Origin of the sequence: Aeribacillus composti (assembly GCF_007827555.1) — a bacterium.
GTDB lineage: Bacteria > Bacillota > Bacilli > Bacillales > Aeribacillaceae > Aeribacillus > Aeribacillus composti.
In genome coordinates this window covers 19,948-38,487 of sequence record NZ_VISS01000020.1, presented here as the reverse complement: position 1 = coordinate 38,487, position 18,540 = coordinate 19,948, and the positions used below count along the sequence as shown (strand labels likewise).

At 37.9% G+C, this 18,540-nt stretch carries 20 protein-coding genes; 6 read left to right on the top strand and 14 right to left on the bottom strand.

Features of this window, described 5'->3' with window-relative positions; translation table 11 throughout:
* Nucleotides 1-113: 113 nt before the first annotated feature.
* Together acnA and FB379_RS11490 are read right to left on the bottom strand one after the other, a co-directional pair.
* Nucleotides 114-2,840: an aconitate hydratase AcnA gene (gene acnA, locus FB379_RS11495; protein ID WP_063387692.1), complete on the bottom strand. Its 2,727-nt coding sequence runs from the start codon at nt 2,838-2,840 to the stop codon at nt 114-116.
* A 244-nt stretch (nt 2,841-3,084) separates the two neighbouring features.
* The gene (locus FB379_RS11490; RefSeq protein WP_063387693.1) at nt 3,085-3,348 is read right to left on the bottom strand and encodes a hypothetical protein; all 264 of its coding nucleotides are present in this window, start codon (nt 3,346-3,348) and stop codon (nt 3,085-3,087) included.
* A 154-nt stretch (nt 3,349-3,502) separates the two neighbouring features.
* On the opposite strand from FB379_RS11490, the gene FB379_RS11485 reads away from it, so the two are divergent.
* The 3 genes from FB379_RS11485 to FB379_RS11475 all read left to right on the top strand — a co-directional run bounded on the left by FB379_RS11485 (nt 3,503) and on the right by FB379_RS11475 (nt 4,976).
* Nucleotides 3,503-3,643 (top strand): small acid-soluble spore protein P, encoded by a 141-nt coding sequence (locus tag FB379_RS11485; protein ID WP_063387694.1) that lies wholly within the window; start codon nt 3,503-3,505, stop codon nt 3,641-3,643.
* Between the two features lie 523 nt (nt 3,644-4,166).
* Nucleotides 4,167-4,484 carry a hypothetical protein gene (locus FB379_RS11480; RefSeq protein ID WP_063387695.1) on the top strand — a complete coding sequence of 106 codons (318 nt, stop codon included), beginning with the start codon at nt 4,167-4,169 and terminating at the stop codon, nt 4,482-4,484.
* Between the two features lie 66 nt (nt 4,485-4,550).
* Nucleotides 4,551-4,976 (top strand): DUF2621 domain-containing protein, encoded by a 426-nt coding sequence (locus FB379_RS11475; RefSeq protein ID WP_063387696.1) that lies wholly within the window; start codon nt 4,551-4,553, stop codon nt 4,974-4,976.
* A gap of 97 nt (nt 4,977-5,073) precedes the next feature.
* On the opposite strand, the gene FB379_RS11470 is transcribed toward FB379_RS11475, so the two are convergent.
* From FB379_RS11470 to yneA, 9 genes are all read right to left on the bottom strand, one after another.
* Nucleotides 5,074-5,538: a CcdC family protein gene (locus FB379_RS11470; RefSeq protein WP_063387697.1), complete on the bottom strand. Its 465-nt coding sequence runs from the start codon at nt 5,536-5,538 to the stop codon at nt 5,074-5,076.
* Between the two features lie 69 nt (nt 5,539-5,607).
* The gene (locus tag FB379_RS11465) at nt 5,608-5,964 is read right to left on the bottom strand and encodes a response regulator (protein WP_063387698.1); all 357 of its coding nucleotides are present in this window, start codon (nt 5,962-5,964) and stop codon (nt 5,608-5,610) included.
* Between the two features lie 127 nt (nt 5,965-6,091).
* Nucleotides 6,092-6,802, bottom strand: a complete 711-nt coding sequence (locus tag FB379_RS11460) for a cytochrome c biogenesis CcdA family protein (RefSeq protein ID WP_066251214.1) — start codon at nt 6,800-6,802, stop codon at nt 6,092-6,094.
* Between the two features lie 321 nt (nt 6,803-7,123).
* Nucleotides 7,124-7,342: a YneF family protein gene (locus tag FB379_RS11455; protein WP_063388294.1), complete on the bottom strand. Its 219-nt coding sequence runs from the start codon at nt 7,340-7,342 to the stop codon at nt 7,124-7,126.
* 86 nt (nt 7,343-7,428) lie between these two features.
* Entirely contained in the window at nt 7,429-7,875 is a 447-nt protein-coding gene (gene sirA / locus FB379_RS11450; RefSeq protein WP_063388295.1) for a sporulation inhibitor of replication protein SirA, read from the bottom strand.
* A gap of 98 nt (nt 7,876-7,973) precedes the next feature.
* Nucleotides 7,974-9,983, bottom strand: coding sequence for a transketolase (gene tkt / locus FB379_RS11445; RefSeq protein ID WP_144598036.1), 2,010 nt, complete (start codon nt 9,981-9,983; stop codon nt 7,974-7,976).
* A gap of 71 nt (nt 9,984-10,054) precedes the next feature.
* Nucleotides 10,055-10,285: a DUF896 domain-containing protein gene (locus FB379_RS11440; protein ID WP_066251255.1), complete on the bottom strand. Its 231-nt coding sequence runs from the start codon at nt 10,283-10,285 to the stop codon at nt 10,055-10,057.
* Between the two features lie 75 nt (nt 10,286-10,360).
* Nucleotides 10,361-11,011: a YneB family resolvase-like protein gene (locus tag FB379_RS11435; RefSeq protein ID WP_066251220.1), complete on the bottom strand. Its 651-nt coding sequence runs from the start codon at nt 11,009-11,011 to the stop codon at nt 10,361-10,363.
* A gap of 18 nt (nt 11,012-11,029) precedes the next feature.
* Complete coding sequence (gene yneA, locus FB379_RS11430; protein ID WP_144598035.1) at nt 11,030-11,344, bottom strand: cell division suppressor protein YneA; 315 nt, start codon at nt 11,342-11,344, stop codon at nt 11,030-11,032.
* Nucleotides 11,345-11,503: 159 nt separating this feature from the next.
* On the opposite strand from yneA, the gene lexA reads away from it, so the two are divergent.
* The 3 genes from lexA to FB379_RS11415 all read left to right on the top strand — a co-directional run bounded on the left by lexA (nt 11,504) and on the right by FB379_RS11415 (nt 15,153).
* Entirely contained in the window at nt 11,504-12,127 is a 624-nt protein-coding gene (gene lexA, locus FB379_RS11425) for a transcriptional repressor LexA (protein ID WP_063388299.1), read from the top strand.
* Nucleotides 12,128-12,456: 329 nt separating this feature from the next.
* On the top strand, nt 12,457-13,836 hold the full coding sequence (gdhA, locus tag FB379_RS11420) for an NADP-specific glutamate dehydrogenase (protein ID WP_144598034.1): 1,380 nt from the start codon (nt 12,457-12,459) through the stop codon (nt 13,834-13,836).
* A 732-nt stretch (nt 13,837-14,568) separates the two neighbouring features.
* Complete coding sequence (locus tag FB379_RS11415; RefSeq protein WP_066251223.1) at nt 14,569-15,153, top strand: lysophospholipid acyltransferase family protein; 585 nt, start codon at nt 14,569-14,571, stop codon at nt 15,151-15,153.
* An 83-nt stretch (nt 15,154-15,236) separates the two neighbouring features.
* Here FB379_RS11415 and FB379_RS11410 read toward each other — a convergent pair whose 3' ends face one another.
* The 3 genes from FB379_RS11410 to FB379_RS11400 form a co-directional block, all read right to left on the bottom strand.
* Nucleotides 15,237-15,818 (bottom strand): LOG family protein, encoded by a 582-nt coding sequence (locus tag FB379_RS11410; RefSeq protein WP_066251226.1) that lies wholly within the window; start codon nt 15,816-15,818, stop codon nt 15,237-15,239.
* A gap of 97 nt (nt 15,819-15,915) precedes the next feature.
* The gene (locus tag FB379_RS11405) at nt 15,916-16,848 is read right to left on the bottom strand and encodes an aldo/keto reductase (protein WP_094245876.1); all 933 of its coding nucleotides are present in this window, start codon (nt 16,846-16,848) and stop codon (nt 15,916-15,918) included.
* 1,074 nt (nt 16,849-17,922) lie between these two features.
* Nucleotides 17,923-18,534 carry an alpha/beta hydrolase gene (locus FB379_RS11400; RefSeq protein ID WP_144598033.1) on the bottom strand — a complete coding sequence of 204 codons (612 nt, stop codon included), beginning with the start codon at nt 18,532-18,534 and terminating at the stop codon, nt 17,923-17,925.
* Nucleotides 18,535-18,540: the final 6 nt, after the last annotated feature.

Here is an 18,540-nt window from a genome sequence, read left to right as displayed (position 1 = left end):
GCCCAATTTCATCATATATTATTTTTGTGAAAAAAACAGTATTTCATATCAATTGTCTAATTTTAGCCAAAAAATAACGGGAACTATGAACAGTTCCCGCTTTTTTTCAATTATTATCCTTTTAATCTTTCTCTTAATACCATTTGTAAAATTCCGCCATGTCGGTAGTAATCAATTTCAACTTCACTGTCAAAGCGAACTAATACTTCAAACTCTTTTTTGTTTCCGTTCTCATCAGTTGCCGTTACTTTGATGTAATCGCGCGGTTTTACCGATTCATCAATGTGAACATCCAATACTTCTTTACCGGTTAAACCAAGTGTTTCCGCATTTTCGCCTTCTTTAAACTGAAGCGGAAGAACACCCATAAGAACAAGATTAGAACGGTGAATACGTTCGAAGCTTTCAGCGATAACCGTTTTGATTCCCAATAAGTTCGTTCCTTTAGCAGCCCAGTCGCGAGAGCTTCCCATTCCGTAATCTTTTCCTGCCAGTACAACAAGTCCTGTTCCGTCCTGTTTATATTTCATGCAAGCGTCATAAATAGACATTACTTCGCCTGTCGGCCAGTACGTTGTATATCCGCCTTCAGTTCCCGGTGCAATTTGGTTGCGAATGCGGATGTTTGCAAACGTACCTCTCATCATTACTTCGTGGTTTCCGCGTCTTGAACCGTAAGAGTTGAAATCTCTTGGCGATACACCTTTAGACAGCAAGTATTGGCCTGCAGGAGTATCTTTGCCAATCGCACCTGCTGGAGAAATGTGGTCTGTTGTGACAGAATCACCGAATTTTCCAACAACGCGAAGCCCTTTCAACGGTTCTACTTTACCAGGCTCAGGAGACAATCCTTCAAAGAATGGCGGATTTTGGATATAAGTAGACTCTTCGTCCCATTGATATAATGGCTCATCTGTTGTTTCAATGGCATTCCAGCGTTCGTTATCATCAAATACACGTTCATATTCTTTACGGAATAATTCTGGTGTAACAGTTTGTTTCACAACTTCATTAATTTCTTCCATTGAAGGCCAAATATCTTTAAAGTAAACATCGCTTCCGTTTTGATCCTTTCCGATTGGATCATTCAGTAAATCAATGTCAACAGTCCCTGCTAATGCATAAGCAACAACTAGAGGCGGTGAAGCTAAATAGTTACCTTTCACGAGCGGATGAATACGGCCTTCAAAGTTCCGGTTTCCGGAAAGAACAGATGTGACGAGCAAATCATTTTCAGCGATCGCTTTTTCAATTTCATCTGCAAGCGGTCCAGAGTTCCCGATACAAGTTGTACATCCGTAACCGACGAGGTTAAACCCTAATTTTTCAAGATAAGGCATTAAGCCAGAATTTTGAAGATAACCGGTTACAACTTTTGAACCAGGTGCCAATGATGTTTTTACATATTTCGGAACAGTCAATCCTTTTTCAACAGCTTTTTTTGCAACGAGACCAGCGCCTACTAAAACATATGGGTTTGACGTATTCGTACAGCTTGTAATCGCCGCAATAACGACTGCACCCGTTTTCATTGTTGTTTTTTCACCATTCGCAAATTCAACCGTTACTTCCTTATTAAGTTCTTCCGGCTGCAAGCCAAATCCTTGGTTTCCTTGCGGAGCTGTAAGAGCTCTATGAAATTCTTCTTTCATTTTTGAAAGAGGAATTAAATCTTGAGGACGCTTCGGACCGGAAAGATTTGCTTCAATTTGAGAAAGATCGATTTCAACTACATCCGTAAAAATAGGATCCTCTGCTTCAGGCGTGAAGAATAAACCGTTTTCTTTACAATATGTTTCCACTACTTTTACATGCTCTTCATCGCGACCAGTTAAACGCAAATATTCAAGCGATTCATTATCAACAGGGAAAAATCCGCATGTTGCTCCGTATTCAGGCGCCATATTCGCAATAGTAGCACGGTCAGCAAGCGGAAGCTTTGCAACACCAGGGCCGAAAAACTCCACAAATTTTCCTACCACGCCTTTTTGACGCAGTACTTGAGTTACTTTAAGGGCTAAATCTGTTGCTGTTGTTCCGTTAGGCAGCTCGCCAACAAGTCTTACTCCGATGACTTCAGGTACAGGGAAATAGGAAGGCTGTCCAAGCATTCCAGCTTCAGCTTCGATTCCGCCGACACCCCAACCTAAAACACCGAGTCCGTTAATCATGGTTGTATGGGAGTCTGTTCCAACTAACGTATCAGGATATGTTTCGTATTCTCCATTTTCACCTTCAACCGCATGGACAACGCTTGCTAAATATTCCAAGTTTACTTGGTGGACAATACCTGTTGCTGGCGGAACAGCACGGTAGTTGTCAAATGCTTTTTGAGCCCAATTTAAAAATTTATATCTTTCAGCATTTCGTTCGAATTCAAGATTCATGTTATATTGCAGCGCATCATCTGTTCCGGCACGATCCACTTGAACAGAATGGTCGATAACAAGATCAACAGGCTTTTCCGGATTGATTTTTTGTGGATCTCCGCCCATGTCAGCCATCGCTTTTCTTAATGAAGCTAAATCAACGACAGCAGGAACGCCGGTGAAGTCTTGCAAAATGACACGAGATGGTTTAAATGGAACATCCAAATTTTTAATTTCATCTGTTCCCCATTTCGCAAGGTTTTCAACATGTTCTTTTGTAATAACTCGTCCATCCACTTGGCGCAGGACTGATTCCAAAAGAACTTTGATTGAATAAGGCAAACGGGAAACTTGACCAATTCCTGCATCTTCTAGCGCTTTTAATGAATAGTAGTTGTACGTTTTTCCGTTAATTGAAAAGCTTTTTCTTGCACGGAAAACGTCATTTTTCTCTAACTGTTGCTGTGACATGTCATTTTATCCCCCTTTAAACGTAATTTCGACAAAAATGCCGAATATCTCCCCACTTTAAACATCACACATTTAAATCTTAATATACTTTTTATGATAAGTAAATATCAATGATGTTATCAATTATTATAAGAAATGCTTATTTCACTAAAAAATTTAAATATTTTCAGTATAATTTTTCTTGCTAATGAAAACGTTCGTATAAGAGAAAAAATAGTGAAAAACTACGGAAGCTCCGCCGCTTTCAAGTCTCATCCAAATTCACTTCCTGCACAATTCGATCTAAATCGCGCTTGTACTGTTCTAAATGCTTTCTCTGCGTTTCCGATGCAACTTCCAATGCATTTTGAATTTGTTCATACGCCTCATTAATTTCCTGGCGAAGATGCTTTAGCTGATGTCCATAATCAGAACTGTTTTTCGTTAGATTGACATGTACTTTATGAACTTCCACCATTCCTTGTTGCACTGCATCAAATGCTTGTTTTTTATTTTTATGGTACGGCAAATATAGCACTCCTTTCGTTTTTTTATCTTCTATAGTGTTTTTTTCAAGAAATCAATTTATTCTAAAATGAATGAATGATTTCAAAATCATTCAAACTAAACGACGAAAGATAACAATGCTATTCTTTACTATTAAATATTAAGGAGCGATGTATATGGCAAAAGATCAAGTACAAAATGATCAAAAACAAAACGTTCAAAATCGGAAGGGACAGCCAGAGCCGTTATCTGGATCGAAAAAAATAAAAAATCGAAATCATAGCCGCCAAAAACATAACTCGGAGCATGATTTATAAAAAAATGGGGATGTTTAATTGAAATGTCCCCAAGTAGACAGCGGAAATAATAAAAATGCTTTAAGCGGCTTGAGCTCTACATTCTAATGGGCTTAAGCCGTTTAATTTTTTTGATAACGTTCGTTATTATAAAACTGAATATTCCTTAATGGTCTGTTGTAACGCTTCAAACGTTTCATATCCCTCTTTCACATTATAAGGTTCGCCAAAAAGATTCCATTGGGCCGTTATCAATGCAACGTCCAACTCTTGTCATACTATGGCTTTTAAGCATATCATAAGTCTTTCTTCAGCTTATAGACGTCCCCTTTCATCTTATAGAAATGTTGAAATGATGTTTATGTTTTCAATGAGAATTTGACTTTCTGGACAGCCGCAGTTTTGAATTTATACACGTCTTTTCTACATATTATGTCTTGCGGAAATCCTTCGTTTATGGTTTTTCTTTAACGACGAATTTTTAAGTTATATCTATTTTTCATTTAGAACAATGTTTTTGTTAATAATAAAAAGTTGATGACAAATGATTGAAATGAAAGTGGAATCTATCATAAAATATAGTAAGGTGAAAATGGAAGCTTTTTTTCAGCAAATGACAGATATTGATAATATAAAATTTTTAAGTCTGGAGGCTGTCATGAACGGGCGTTTATATGAAATGTTAATTTATCCTTCCAAATCAGGCGATATTAAAATCAGTATTTACCGTGATGCAGTTGAATACCAAGTTTTCGCGGAAATTAATGACTGCTTTTCTGTCGGCCGTCATAAAAAGAAATTAGAAGCTGTGAGACGTGCTGTAAAAGAATTGATAGATGCATATGAGTCGATTAATCCTTAACGGTTTTCATCAACTTCGCCGAAGTGCACGAATTAATGGAAATGTTAAGGCGATGGGGGTGATTTCATGCTTGAAGGCTGGTTTTTATGGTTTATTCTCATATGGGTTGTGTTTCTTATAACTATGTTATCGATTGGCGGCTTCTTCATGTTTCGCAAATTTTTGAAACGGCTGCCGAAAGAAGACGGAAAATCTGAACTTGATTGGGAAGAGTATTATATTCAACAGACTCGGCATTTATGGTCAGAGGAACAAAAGGCGTTGTTAGAAGAATTGGTTGCACCGGTTCCAGAGCTTTTCCGCGATGTTGCCAGACAAAAAATCGCAGCAAAAATCGGTCAACTGGCATTAGAAGAAAAAGCTCCATCTATTACGCAAGATTTAGTCATTCGAGGCTATATTATCGCAACTCCAAAACGGGACCATAAATTTTTAATTAAAAGACTAAAAGAAAAAAATATCGACTATTCCAAATATGAAGCACTCTTTTAAACAAAAACATAAGCCTTTCGGGGATTTGTCCCGAAAGGCTTATTTATATGGAATAAACAGTAACCTGCTTTGAACAGCCGGCAGCTATATGTATTTTTTACGTTCCGTTCAGTTGATTTTTCAGTTTTTTATACGAAATGAACATCGCAATTCTCCAAGGCACAATCATTCCAAAAGCCAGCAGCCAGAACATACCGCTTAATTCGCCAACATCGATAGACGCGCTTAAATAAGATTTTAGCAGAATTCGTACAACTAACAGACCAATCAAAATGTAAACAAAAGCTTTTGACCTTTTTAAATAGATTTCTTCTCCCCGAACTTCAAAAGTAGAGGTTTTTATTAAAAAAATCGAAAAAATCAGCCCGACTGTCAACGCCTCTAAAATTTCCATCGGCGTTATGCGGAATTGCGGAAATAAATACATAAGGGCTCCAGTGCTCATAAAGATCGGAGGCAAAATAATTTTTTTCGCTGTCGCCGGCTTTTTAGCAGCCTTTGTTCTGATCATAATTACGACAATGCCCATTAATACAGCCGTAATAGAAGACCAAATGACCATGCAGAACCATCCTTTTATTTTCAGCTTCTTTCTTTAATAATATTATAGAAAAAAAGCAAAATGAAAAGGCTAATTCATAACTCTTTTGATGGCTTCCATCACACGATCTTCATCAAAAGGCTTTGTAATAAAATCGAGTGCTCCTGCTTCTATCGCTTCGATAACCATTTTTTGCTGTCCCATTGCCGAACATATAATGATTTTCGCATCAGGAAATTCCTGTTTAATTTTTGTAATAGCCTCAATGCCGTTCATTTTCGGCATTGTGATATCTGTGATTAATACATCTGGTTGTAATTGTTTGTATAATTGTACCGCTTCGATGCCGTTTTCCCCTTCTGCAACAACCTCAATACTATGCTTTTTCAAAATGTCCTTTAATGTTTCCCTTAAAAATTTCGCATCGTCAACGATCAATGCTTTCAAATTAATTCCACCTCAATTATCCTCGCAAACTAAATCCTTTGATATTATACTACTTTCTGTCACAAAAAAGTACCGAGAGGTTTAAAATATTGTCAAAAATCTCGTTTTTCTCTTAAATGACTAAAAATTAAAACCCGGTTGGTAAAAATATAAGAATTTTGTTCATCCAATTAATAATTTTAGTCATCCAATCAAAAAACAGCAGAATTCCCATGAAAATCATGAATATGCCTCCAATTTTCATGATTTTCACATTATGTTTTTTGATCCAATTCATCCGCCCGATGAAGAATGATAAAATAAAGAACGGTACTGCAAAGCCTAGCACATATGCTGTCATATACAGAACTCCAGAACTAGGATTGGTTGCCGCTAAACCGATTACTACCATAAGAATTGGGCCCGTACAGGGAGTCCATCCAGCTGCAAACGCCATACCAATCAGAACAGATCCAAGAAATCCGGCTGGACGATTTTTGAATTCAATCCTTCTTTCCTTCATTAAAACATCAGGTTGAAAAACACCGAGAATAACGAGTCCAAAAAAGATAATGAGGATCGCTCCTATTTGTCTTATCAGATCTTGATAGTTCAAGAAAAAGTTTCCAATCAAGGATGTGCCGAATCCCATTGCGATAAAAATGGCAGAAAAACCAACTAAAAAAAAGAAAGTATGTAATAAGCTTCTTTTTTGCAGCATAGCGTTTTCAGTTTTCAACTCATTAACCGATACCCCAGTTATATACGATAAAAAAGCAGGATATAAAGGCAAGCTGCACGGAGAAATAAACGATAAAAAACCTGCTCCAAATGCTAAAAACACATTAATTTCCGACATTTTGCTGCTCCTTCCAAAAGATTTACCTCCATCCATTCTAACAGATCATTGAATAAATGTTTAAAAGAACGTTTGACATTTTCCGCACATTATTACAATGAACCTTCTCCCGCCATGAATGACTATTTTTACAACTTCTTACAACGAAAAAAGAATTAATCTTACCTTGAGAAAGGAAAGACTAATTCTTACTTCACAATTCCGTTATAAAACAACGCATATATTAAATAGTATAGATAAAAATTACATGATGTCAAAAAATATGATTGGTCATCATGAACTAATTTAATGAAACATCATTCAATAATGCCTGAGACGAAATTATTTTAATTGATTTTGCATCGCTTTCATCATTTGATTGATTTTCTTCTGGGACGGTTTCATTCCCATTTGCATCATCATCATTTTCAACATTTGTTCGTTAATAGGTGGATTTTTCTTTAAATAATTCATCATATACTTTCGAGCGATAAAAAAGCCTAGCGCTACGCCGGCAAGTAATGCCAGAACAGCGATTAATATCGCCAGCCAAAGTTCCATCTTATTTCCTCCTTCATGTTGTCTATCATACAGTGTACTAAACCATATGACATTATACAATATTTCATTAGCAAATTTCCTCAACTTTAGACAAATTTTCTTTCTTTAATTGGACTCAGCCACCCGTATCGTTCATTTGTAAAATCCATGGCAAAAAAATAAGGATCAAATTTTCCCAATATATCAAAAAACAATAACTCACCGTCAAAGCTGCCGGTACAAATCATTTCAATATACCGTTCCTTTAAAACCATAGTAGCTTGTCCTTTTTGATTTTCCATTTGGATGGCGTGAATCGATGATACCTTTTGATAATGGTTTCGGTGAGACAAGAATGACTGAAGCAGCAAATCTATTTCTGAAATGGGAATGGCTCTTGAAATATAATTGACTTGCCTTTCCAATTGTTCAAAAATAGGATGCGTTTTCCTTGTCCAAAAAAATTCTTGATATAACTGAAAAATTTTCGATTCCCTATGATAAAAATGCTCAGCAAATTCCTTTTTTATCAAATACAAATAAAAGTGCCTCATGCGCTCACCTCATTGTTACATTCCTTTTTTGCTATTATAAAGCAAGGAATGTAAAAGGTTTGTCTTATGGTGGCGGATAGAGGCACTAATTTTGGCGATTATTTCCGAACTAATTCTTTTACTTTTTCGACAACATTTTCAACAGTAAAACCGTACTCGCTTATAATTTTTTCCCCAGGTGCAGATGCTCCAAACTTGTCGATAGCTAAGATTTCACCTTCAGATCCGACATAGCGCTCCCAGCCAAGCGAAGATGCCATTTCGATCGCAAGACGCTTCGTTACGCTGCTAGGAAGAACTGATTCTTTATAATCTTTTGATTGCTTTTCAAAACGGTCCCATGACGGCATGCTGACGACTTGCACATCAATTCCATCAGATGCAAGAATTTGTTGAGCTTTAATAGCTAATGCTACTTCTGAACCTGATGCAAGTAGAAGAGCATCCGGTTGATCCGATTTCGCCGGTGAAATGACATAAGCGCCTTTTGCAACACCTTCTTCAGCATTTTCTTTCGTACCTTTAATAGTTTCTAAATTTTGGCGCGTTAATACTAATGCAGTCGGTGTTGATTTAGATTCCAGCGCAGCCTTCCACGCAGCTCTTGTTTCATTTCCATCAGCTGGACGAATGACAGAAAGATTCGGCATTGCTCTCAAAGAAGCTAATTGTTCAATCGGCTCATGTGTTGGTCCGTCTTCTCCAACCGCTATGCTGTCATGAGTGAACACGTAAGTTACAGGGAGATTCATTAATGCTGCTAAACGAATCGCTGGCCGCAAATAGTCAGAGAAAACAAAGAACGTTCCGCCAAAAACACGTAAACCTCCATGCAGAGCCATACCGTTCAATGCTGCTCCCATGGCAAACTCTCTGACACCAAACCAAATGTTTCGTCCGCTGTAATCTTCCGCAGAAAAGTCTCCTGAACCTTTTATTGTCGTTTTGTTTGATCCAGCTAAGTCTGCAGATCCCCCAAAGAAATAAGGAACTTTTTCAGCTATTGCATTTAATACTTCTCCAGAAGAAGAACGGGTTGCAACGCTTTTTCCTTCTTCATAAAAAGGTAAAGATTGATCCCAATTTTCTGGCAATTCACCATTGATTGCTGCCTTTAACTCTTTTGCAAGTTCAGGATATTCTTTCTCATACTTTTCAAACAAATTATTCCATTCAATTTCTTTCTGCTTTCCACGTTCTTTTACATTTTTCTCAAAATGCTCATAAACTTCTGCTGGAACATAGAAATCTTCTTCAAATGTCCATGCATAGGCTTCTTTTGTCAATTTTGCCTCTTCTGGACCTAACGGCGAACCATGAACGGAAGAAGTGCCTGCTTTATTCGGCGAACCATATCCGATTGTTGTTTTTACTTCAATTAATGTCGGTCGTTGTTCATCCAATTTGGCTTCTTCAATGGCTTTCGAAATCTCTTCAATGTTGTTGCCGTCCTCAACGCGCAGCACTTGCCAGCCCATAGATTTAAAGCGCTCTTCTACATTTTCTGAGAATGATTTATTTAAATCCCCATCTAGGGAAATATCATTCGAATCATAAAGAACAATTAATCGTCCAAGCTTCAAGTGACCAGCTAAGGAAGCTGCTTCAGAGGAAATCCCTTCCATTAAGTCACCGTCACCGCATATGACGTATGTGTAATGATCAACAATATTGTATCCTTCTTTATTGTATGTAGCTGCTAAATGACGTTCTGCCATCGCCATTCCAACGGCCATTGCTATTCCTTGGCCTAATGGTCCAGTTGTTGCGTCAACGCCAGGTGTATGTCCGTATTCAGGATGTCCAGGTGTTTTGCTTCCCCATTGACGAAACGACTTAATATCACCCATGGAAAGATCATAACCCGATAAATGAAGCAAGCTGTAAAGCAGCATCGACCCATGTCCGGCAGATAAAACAAAGCGATCTCGATTAAACCAATTAGGGTTTTCAGGGTTAATGTTCATAAATTTCGTCCACAGCGCATAAGCCATTGGTGCGGCGCCCATTGGCATTCCAGGATGTCCGGAATTCGCCTTTTCAATCGCGTCAATGGATAATGTTCGAATCGTCATGATGGATAAATCTTGAATGGAATGAGTCACCATTATCATCCTCTCATCTGTATTTTCAGTTTATAATCTTATCTTTATTGTTGCAATAAGGCAACACCCATCCGTTAATGCAGCCTTTTATTTTTAAATTTTTTCAATTTTTCCGGTGTAACATCATTACCTTTCGGATCAATCACTGTAACATTTTTTAAGGTGTTTTGAAAATCCCGACGAAACGACTCTAAATATTCCTGCCTTAATTGCTGCTGCTCAAGCTTTTCCTCTTGCGTCAATCCTTCTGACTTAGACTTTTTAGATAGTTCATTAATACGGTTAAGTTTTTCTTTTGAAATCATAAGCTGAACCCCTTGTATATTTTTGCCGCGCTCTTTTATCATACTAAATGCGACCACTAATGACAACAATTATTGCTATGATTCTCCTTTTTCTGACAAAAATTGTTGATATCTGCGATGGACAGTAGCTTTTGAAACGTCATAGCCGAATCCTCTTAATGTTGCCGCTATTTCTGAAAATGTCAGGCCGTTTTTCCGCAATCGGTCAATCTCCTCGATCGGAACTTCTTTTCGCTCTCTTTTATAGGAAGAATTTCTATTCTTTAAATTTTTTTCAGGCCTGTACCCATTTTGTATAGCTCTCAACATTCCCCGCTTTATTTTCAAATTATGAATTTTTCGTTGATATTCTTCGACAATTCCTATGATTTCAAGCACCATCGTGTCTGATTCAGACAGTTCCATCTCCCCGCGATGGGCAGCGGTGAAAATTTTCACACCTTGTTTCAAAATGGAATGGACAATGGCGATTTTGGCATTCCCTCTGCCAATTCTTGTTTCATCCTGTATTAATACCGCTTCAATTTCTTTCTCCTCAATCAATTCCAGCAGTTGAAAAACCCCTTCACGATCAACATCATACCCGCTCGCTTTTTCTTCTATCACTTCAACAACTTCCATACCGTTTTCAGCTGCGAGCTTTAACAGCTCGTCCTTCTGTCTTTTCAAAGATGTTTCCTGCTCATCTTTTTCAGTGCTGACTCTTGCATAAACGACTGCTCTCATGTTAAATGCTCCTTGCGGTTATTCTTTGTTTGCCAAATATTCAGCATTGTAGTATTTATTTTTTTCAATCGGAATGACGATTGTTTCCCCCGGTTTTACAACAAGGCTTTGGAGATTGTTTCGCTCCTGAACCCATTTAACAAACTCTGAATGAGACATATTGTCATATTCTTTATATTCATCAGCGATTTTCCACAAACTGTCCCCTTCCTTCACTTGAACCACCAAATAATGATCGAGCTCTTCCCTTTCTCCAGTATACGAAATCGCCAAAACTGCCGCCATGATGACAAGGAAAAAAGAAACGATGTAAGACCATGATAATTTATCCATTTAGAACCGCCCCCTGAAACAGAATATTTGTTCGGTTTTTTGTTTTTAAGTATAAAAGGGAACACATGTTTCTGTCAAGCAAATATTCGAACTTACGTTTGCTTTTTTGGAAAAATCATGCTATAATCGACACAAATTGATATGACTGAGGTGCTTGACATGTCAACAAAATTATCTAAGAGACAACAAGATATTTTGAACTTCATTAAGGAGGAAGTAAAAAAGAAAGGATACCCTCCCTCTGTAAGAGAAATCGGCGAAGCGGTCGGTCTTGCCTCCAGTTCAACTGTTCACGGGCATTTAGCAAAGCTTGAGAGCAAAGGACTGATTAGAAGAGACCCCACAAAGCCGAGAGCCATTGAAATTTTGGACGATGATGGCAGCCACCTTCTAACAAACAATGTGATCAACGTGCCGGTCATAGGAAAAGTGACGGCTGGTATTCCGATCACTGCCGTTGAAAACATCGAAGAATATTTTCCGCTTCCGAATCATATTGCATCAGGTGATGATCAACTTTTCATGCTTGAAGTAGTCGGAGAAAGCATGATCGAAGCAGGCATTCTGGACGGAGATTTAGTTATTGTCAGACAGCAGCAAACAGCCAATAACGGCGACATCGTTGTCGCGCTCACAGACGACAATGAAGCGACCGTAAAAAGGTTTTTCAAAGAAAAAGACTTTATACGGCTTCAGCCGGAAAACCCAACAATGGAACCGATTATTTTAAAAAATGTGACAATACTCGGAAAAGTGATCGGGCTATACCGTTCCATACACTGAATATTCGATGTCTCAAAACAGGTGAGGCATCCTTTTTCTTTTTATAAAATTTTCAAAATTCCCTCTCTTAGCGATGTTAAATTTTTAAAAATGTTTTCTAATCAATATGTATGCAGACAAGCTAGATTCAATGAAACAAATTTCAGGCGCCTTCTCCGCGCCTGCATGCAAAGCTATTATGCAACAATTCTCAACAGTCATTGTTTTTTGATTTATTTTGTTGTAGAATTTTTTATTGTAGATTTCGCTTCCTTAGCCAGTGCCGGGATGATTTACTGAATTGTTTGAATTCTTCTAACTGCTTAAATTTTAGGTATAGGAGAGGTGCTATGAATCAATTACTTATGAAACAAAGTGAACTGGAAAATGCAAAGCAATATGTCAATGAAGTATTTCAATCCGTGCAAGAAAAAAATCCGAATGAGCCTGAGTTTCTTCAAGCTGTAAAAGAAATATTTGACTCGCTTGTGCCTGTATTTGCTCAACATCCTACATATATAAAGCACGGAATACTTGAAAGAATTGTTGAGCCGGAAAGATTGATCATTTTTCGCGTTCCATGGGTGGATGACGAAGGAAAAGTGCGTGTAAACCGCGGATTTAGAGTGCAATATAATAGTGCAATTGGGCCATATAAAGGAGGCTTGCGCTTTCACCCGACCGTCAACGCCAGCATTATTAAATTTTTAGGATTTGAACAAATCTTCAAAAATTCATTGACTGGGCAGCCGATCGGCGGAGGAAAAGGCGGATCTGATTTTGATCCGAAAGGTAAATCAGATGGGGAAATTATGAGATTTACACAAAGCTTTATGACAGAGCTTTACAAACATATTGGACCAGATATTGACGTTCCTGCCGGTGATATTGGAGTTGGCGCAAGAGAGATCGGATACTTGTTTGGCCAATATAAAAGAATACGCGGCGGATTTGAAGCTGGGGTGTTAACCGGAAAAGGCATTGGTTACGGCGGAAGCCTAGCGAGAACCGAAGCGACAGGGTATGGAACTGTTTATTTTGTTGAAGAAATGCTTAAAGACCATGGATTAAGCTTCAAAGAAAGCACAGTTGTTGTCTCTGGTTCTGGGAACGTTGCCATATATGCGATTGAAAAAGCAACACAATTAGGTGCAAAAGTTGTCGCATGCAGCGACTCTGATGGCTACATTTTTGATAAAAATGGAATTAATCTTGAAACGGTTAGAAGGTTAAAAGAAGTTGAAAGAAAAAGAATTAAAGAATATGTAAATGAACATCCTCATGCAGAATATTATGAAGGCTGTTCCGGAATTTGGTCCATTCCGTGCGATATTGCCCTCCCATGCGCTACTCAAAATGAAATCGATAAAAAAGCAGCTGAACTCCTTGTTTCCAACGGACTCAAAGCTGTTGGAGAAGGCGCCAACATGCCGTCTACATTAGAAGCGATCGACGTGTTTTTATCAAACAATATTCTTTTTGGACCTGCAAAAGCTGCTAACGCAGGCGGAGTTGCTGTTTCAGCATTAGAAATGGCTCAAAACAGCGCAAGATTATCTTGGAGCTTTGAAGATGTCGACGCAAAATTACGTGATATCATGAAGAACATTTACCGAAATTGCGTCAACGCTGCAAATGAATACGGCTGCTCCGGAAATCTTGTCGTCGGCGCTAACATTGCAGGATTTAAAAAAGTCGCTGATGCAATGGTAGAACAAGGAGTCATTTAAAAGATAGAAAAATGGTCATTTCCATCATTTATTCTTTATAGTGAGTAAACATATATGATAATCGCTAAAGCTTTACCTACCCTGCTTTGGCGATTCATCATGCTCACTATAATACCCCATCTTAACTTGAGTGAATAGAAATTGACATCACACCGATCCAAATTCACTCTTCTTTATTTCCACGATTGGATCAAATTTTTCCCTATCAGTGTATCCCATTCAATGAGAGAATTGAAGTTTTATGTCAGATTATCTTACATATTTTTTTACGCTGATGCCTGGATTGATTATCTCTCTTGTTTTTTAAATAAAAAAGACAGATTGCACTGATGTTTGTTTTTCTGCTTCATCTCTTCTTTACTCTCAATATTTTGTATCATCAAGTATAAAATTTATAGAAACAAAGTAACTGCTATTAAAATTGATTTTTCCAATTAAAGCATTTTATTATTGATATGGTTGCTCCTTTTATCCAGCGCCAATAACCTTCAGCACAAATACTTGTTCATCTAAAAAACACCGAATACGGCTGCCCATCCTCCAATGAAACGGCGGTATTTTCACTGACTGACTTTGGATAAGACGATTCGTTGACGATGTACTACCGACTTTACATGCATCACGTAAAAATGCTAAACTGAACGCAGACAAAATCGACATGCGCCCTAACCGAAAATACAGATCTTTTGCAACGCAAACATATTTCTGGAAGTCATTCGGGGGGGGAACAAAATGATTTATCATTTAGCAGGAAAACTTGCAATATTGATCATTAAAATTTTTAGTTTGCTAGAAGTCAAAGGCAAGCAGCATATTCCGGCAGACCATCGTTTTATTGTTACATGCTCTCATCGCAGCTGGGTAGATGTAGTCTTGCTCGCCGCAGCACTTTTTCCAATTCATGTCCATTATATGGCCAAAAAAGAATTGTTTCAGAACACGCTCATAGGTTGGTTTTTGAAAAAGATGCATGCTTTTCCAGTTAATCGTGAAAATCCTGGACCGAGCGCACTAAAAATTCCTTTGAAACTGTTAAAAGAAAATAAAGTTGTTGGAATTTTCCCGAGCGGCACAAGAACAGACGAGGAAGTTCCTTTAAAAAGAGGCGCGGTTACAATTGCGATGAAAGCCGGCGTTCCCATATTGCCTGCAACCTATCATGGTCCAAAAAGTTTAAAAGATTTTTTTGCCGGGAAAAAAGCTGTCGTTGCATTTGGCGAACCAATCTATTTAGAGAAAAATGCAAATCAAATTGATGATGCGCTTCAACAGCTTGAACATAAGCTGAAAGCTCTTGAAAAAAGCATAAACGACTAAACATTGACGTTTCTGATCAGCTTGTCATTTTTAGACAAACTGATCAGAAAGCTAAAGGCGAAGTAAAGTTCTGATATTTTCATTTATCGATCTAGTTCGATCCACTTATTTGTCTTCAAAGGCGGTTTGTACGCACGAAGTTTATCTATTAATATAGAGGGATTGTCTGCAAAAATCATAAACTGTTTATGCGTTTCAGGCATGAAGCCTCCCTCTACCGCATTCTCAATCATCTGTTTTACCGGCGTGTAATAGTCATCGATATTTAACAACGCCACAGGCTTTTCATGAATCCCAAGCTGCCCCCAGCTAACCGCTTCAAATATTTCCTCAAAAGTACCATAGCCTCCGGGAAGAGCAATGAACGCATCTGAAAGCTCTCCCATTTTTGCTTTCCGCTCATGCATATCATTGACTTCATAAAGCTGAGTGAGATGCTTGTGGACAACCTCTCCTTGAAATAAATTCGTCGGCATAACGCCCAATACGGTGCCTCCTAACTCTAATACGGTGTTTGCAATCACTCCCATCAGACCAATGCTGGAGCCTCCATATACGAGCTCAAGCCTGTTTTTTACCAATTCTTCTCCCAGTTTGATAGCTGCTTCTTTATACTTAGGATTTGTTCCCGGATTCGATCCTGCAAAAACACAAACACGTCTCATATTACCACTCCTGCTTCTTCTCTAAACGTTCTGACGAATGAGAAAGTCCTATTAAAAGCTGTGAATGGGATATTTCCATCACAGCTTTTTTACAAAATTATTGAAAAATCTGACTGATTTTCTCTATTTCTTCCTTTGTTAACTGGACATCTAACGTTTTTAAATTGTCAAGTACCTGTTCCGGCTTCTTCGCACCAGGGATGATCGCATCGATGGAATCGACCGTTAAATACCATGCTAGCACAACGTGAGCAATTTCAGCATTTTTCGCTTCTGCGATTGGACGCAATTGCTCGACTTTTTCGAGATTACGCGCAAATGCTTCCCCTTGAAACAAAGGATTTTGTGCACGTGAATCATTGAACTTCTCATCTTTCGAATATTTTCCGCTTAATAGACCTGAGGCAAGTGGAAAATATGGTATAAACGATATTCCATTTTCCGCCGTGTAAGGAAGCAAATCTTTTTCTGCTTGTCGTTTAAATAAGTTATATTCGGACTGAATTACATCGACATACCCATCTTTGTTCGCTTCCTTTAATTGTTCGAGCGAGAAGTTCGATACACCGATCGCACGAATTTTCCCTTCATCCTTAAGCTTCTTCAATTCACCGACAGCTTCATCCTTCGGTGTCGTTTCGTCCGGAAAATGAATGTAATATAAATCTATGTAATCCGTTTTTAAGCGTTTCAGGCTGCCCTCGACCGACTCGCGAAGGAAATCGGGAGAGTTATCAAGAACAACTTTTCCGTCTACAAATTTGTGAGCACCTTTAGTAGCAATGACTACTTCATCACGACGGCCAAACTCCTTGACGACTTCACCGATAATTTCTTCCGAACGCTCAGGACCGTAATAAAATGCCGTATCCAAAAAATTTATTCCATGATCCAAAGCTGTACGAACGATTTCTTTCCCAGTTTCATCGTCAAGGTTTGGAAAAATGTTGTGCCCGCCAACAGCATTTGTTCCAAGTCCGATTGGGTTCACATATATATCGGTCTTGCCTAATCTAGTCTTTTTTGTCACAATATTTCAACTCCTTTCATTTACATTATAACAAATTCTATCAGAAAAATCAGTTTTTTAACTAATAAGCTATTAAATATTATTATGGCTTTATAAATGAAATTATGAAAGGATTCTTTTATTCATTTTCAAGCAGCAGTTGCTCGACTGTTTATTGTTTGTTCCATTATGTTCAAATTCTTGAGGTTGTCTAAAGCATCATAAAAATATCTTAAGCAACTGCAGCCTGCTGCAATAACAAAATAAAGAGGCTCCCAAAAGTAGGGTTAACTGACTTTTGGGAGCATTATTTTAGAGACTTATCGGACATACAATTTTTTTCAATCTTTTTATATCCTTCAGAAGTCTTATGAAGGACTTTTCTTTTGCTCTCTTTCTTCATTAGGTTCTTCAAAAGTTTTATGACGGACATTCAGCACATACAATCGCTTCTTGTTGGACTTCATTGCCTCTATAAAGAACATTTATAAATTTTATTTCATTATTTTTGTCCTTCACAGTTGTATTTCTCAAAACCTTTCATTTTAGCAACTCATCGGACAGCCCCACTGTTTGCTTGAAAGCAATTCCGTCCTTTACTTTCAATCTTTTTATTTAGAAGGATATTCTTTTTTTCGGCAATTATATCAATTAATTAAAACAGATAAAGCATTACTGAAAAATTGCAAATTAATGCCTCTGTCAAAACATTTATTTTGCGAATACTTATCTTGATTTCATAAAATCCACCGAACGCTCACGATTTTCTATTGTAAATCTTGTGGAATTCGGCAGCTCTGTTAATATATTTGATGCACAAGGTTCAAAGTTGATAAACATTTTTTCAAATATAAGAACTCCCGCACTTTGACGAAACTTTTTGCATTACGGATCATTTTTGATCCGCTTTGCGTGGAATTAAGCAGCTCTTTTGATATATGATGTACGAGCCTTGAGAATGACAAACATTTACAAATGAAAGAGCACGCCCAATTTCCTTCCGCATTTTGTTATAAACATTTTGGAATGACGGCTAATTGATTGCTGGCAACATTTTGATCCAATTTACTTGCTTTTATTGGTATCTTTCACAGCTTATTTTTGATAAAGCTGCCGGTACCAATTGGATGCTGCCTGAACTTCTGATAAAGTCAGCTCATGTCCTCCGTTTGCCCAATGCAAGTGCACATTTGCGTTGTTATTTTCTAAAAATGTTTTAAGCTCTATTGATTCTTCAGGAGAGCAAATTTGATCACGCTTTCCAGCTGCAATAAAAACGTTTTTTCCTGAAAGATCCGGCAGATCCATCCCTCTTCTCGGCACCATCGGGTGATGCAAGATGGCTCCATTTAGCGCATCCCGAAAATGGAATAAAAGGCTGGCTGCTATATTTGCTCCGTTGGAATAACCGATTGCGATTACAGAATTTCGATCAAATCGATATGTTTGTGCTGCTTCATCTAAAAAAGAGTTTAATTCCTTTGTACGGAAAACAAGATCTTCTTCATCAAAAACTCCTTCGGCAAGTCTTTTAAAAAAACGCGGCATTCCATTTTCAATTACATTTCCGCGCACAGCTAAAATCGATGCTTCTGGATCAATAATTTCTGCAATGGGAAGAAGATCAAACTCATTTCCGCCGGTTCCATGCAGCAATAGGAGAGTCGGTTTTGCCGGATTGCTTCCTTTTTGAAAAATATGTTTCATCGTTTT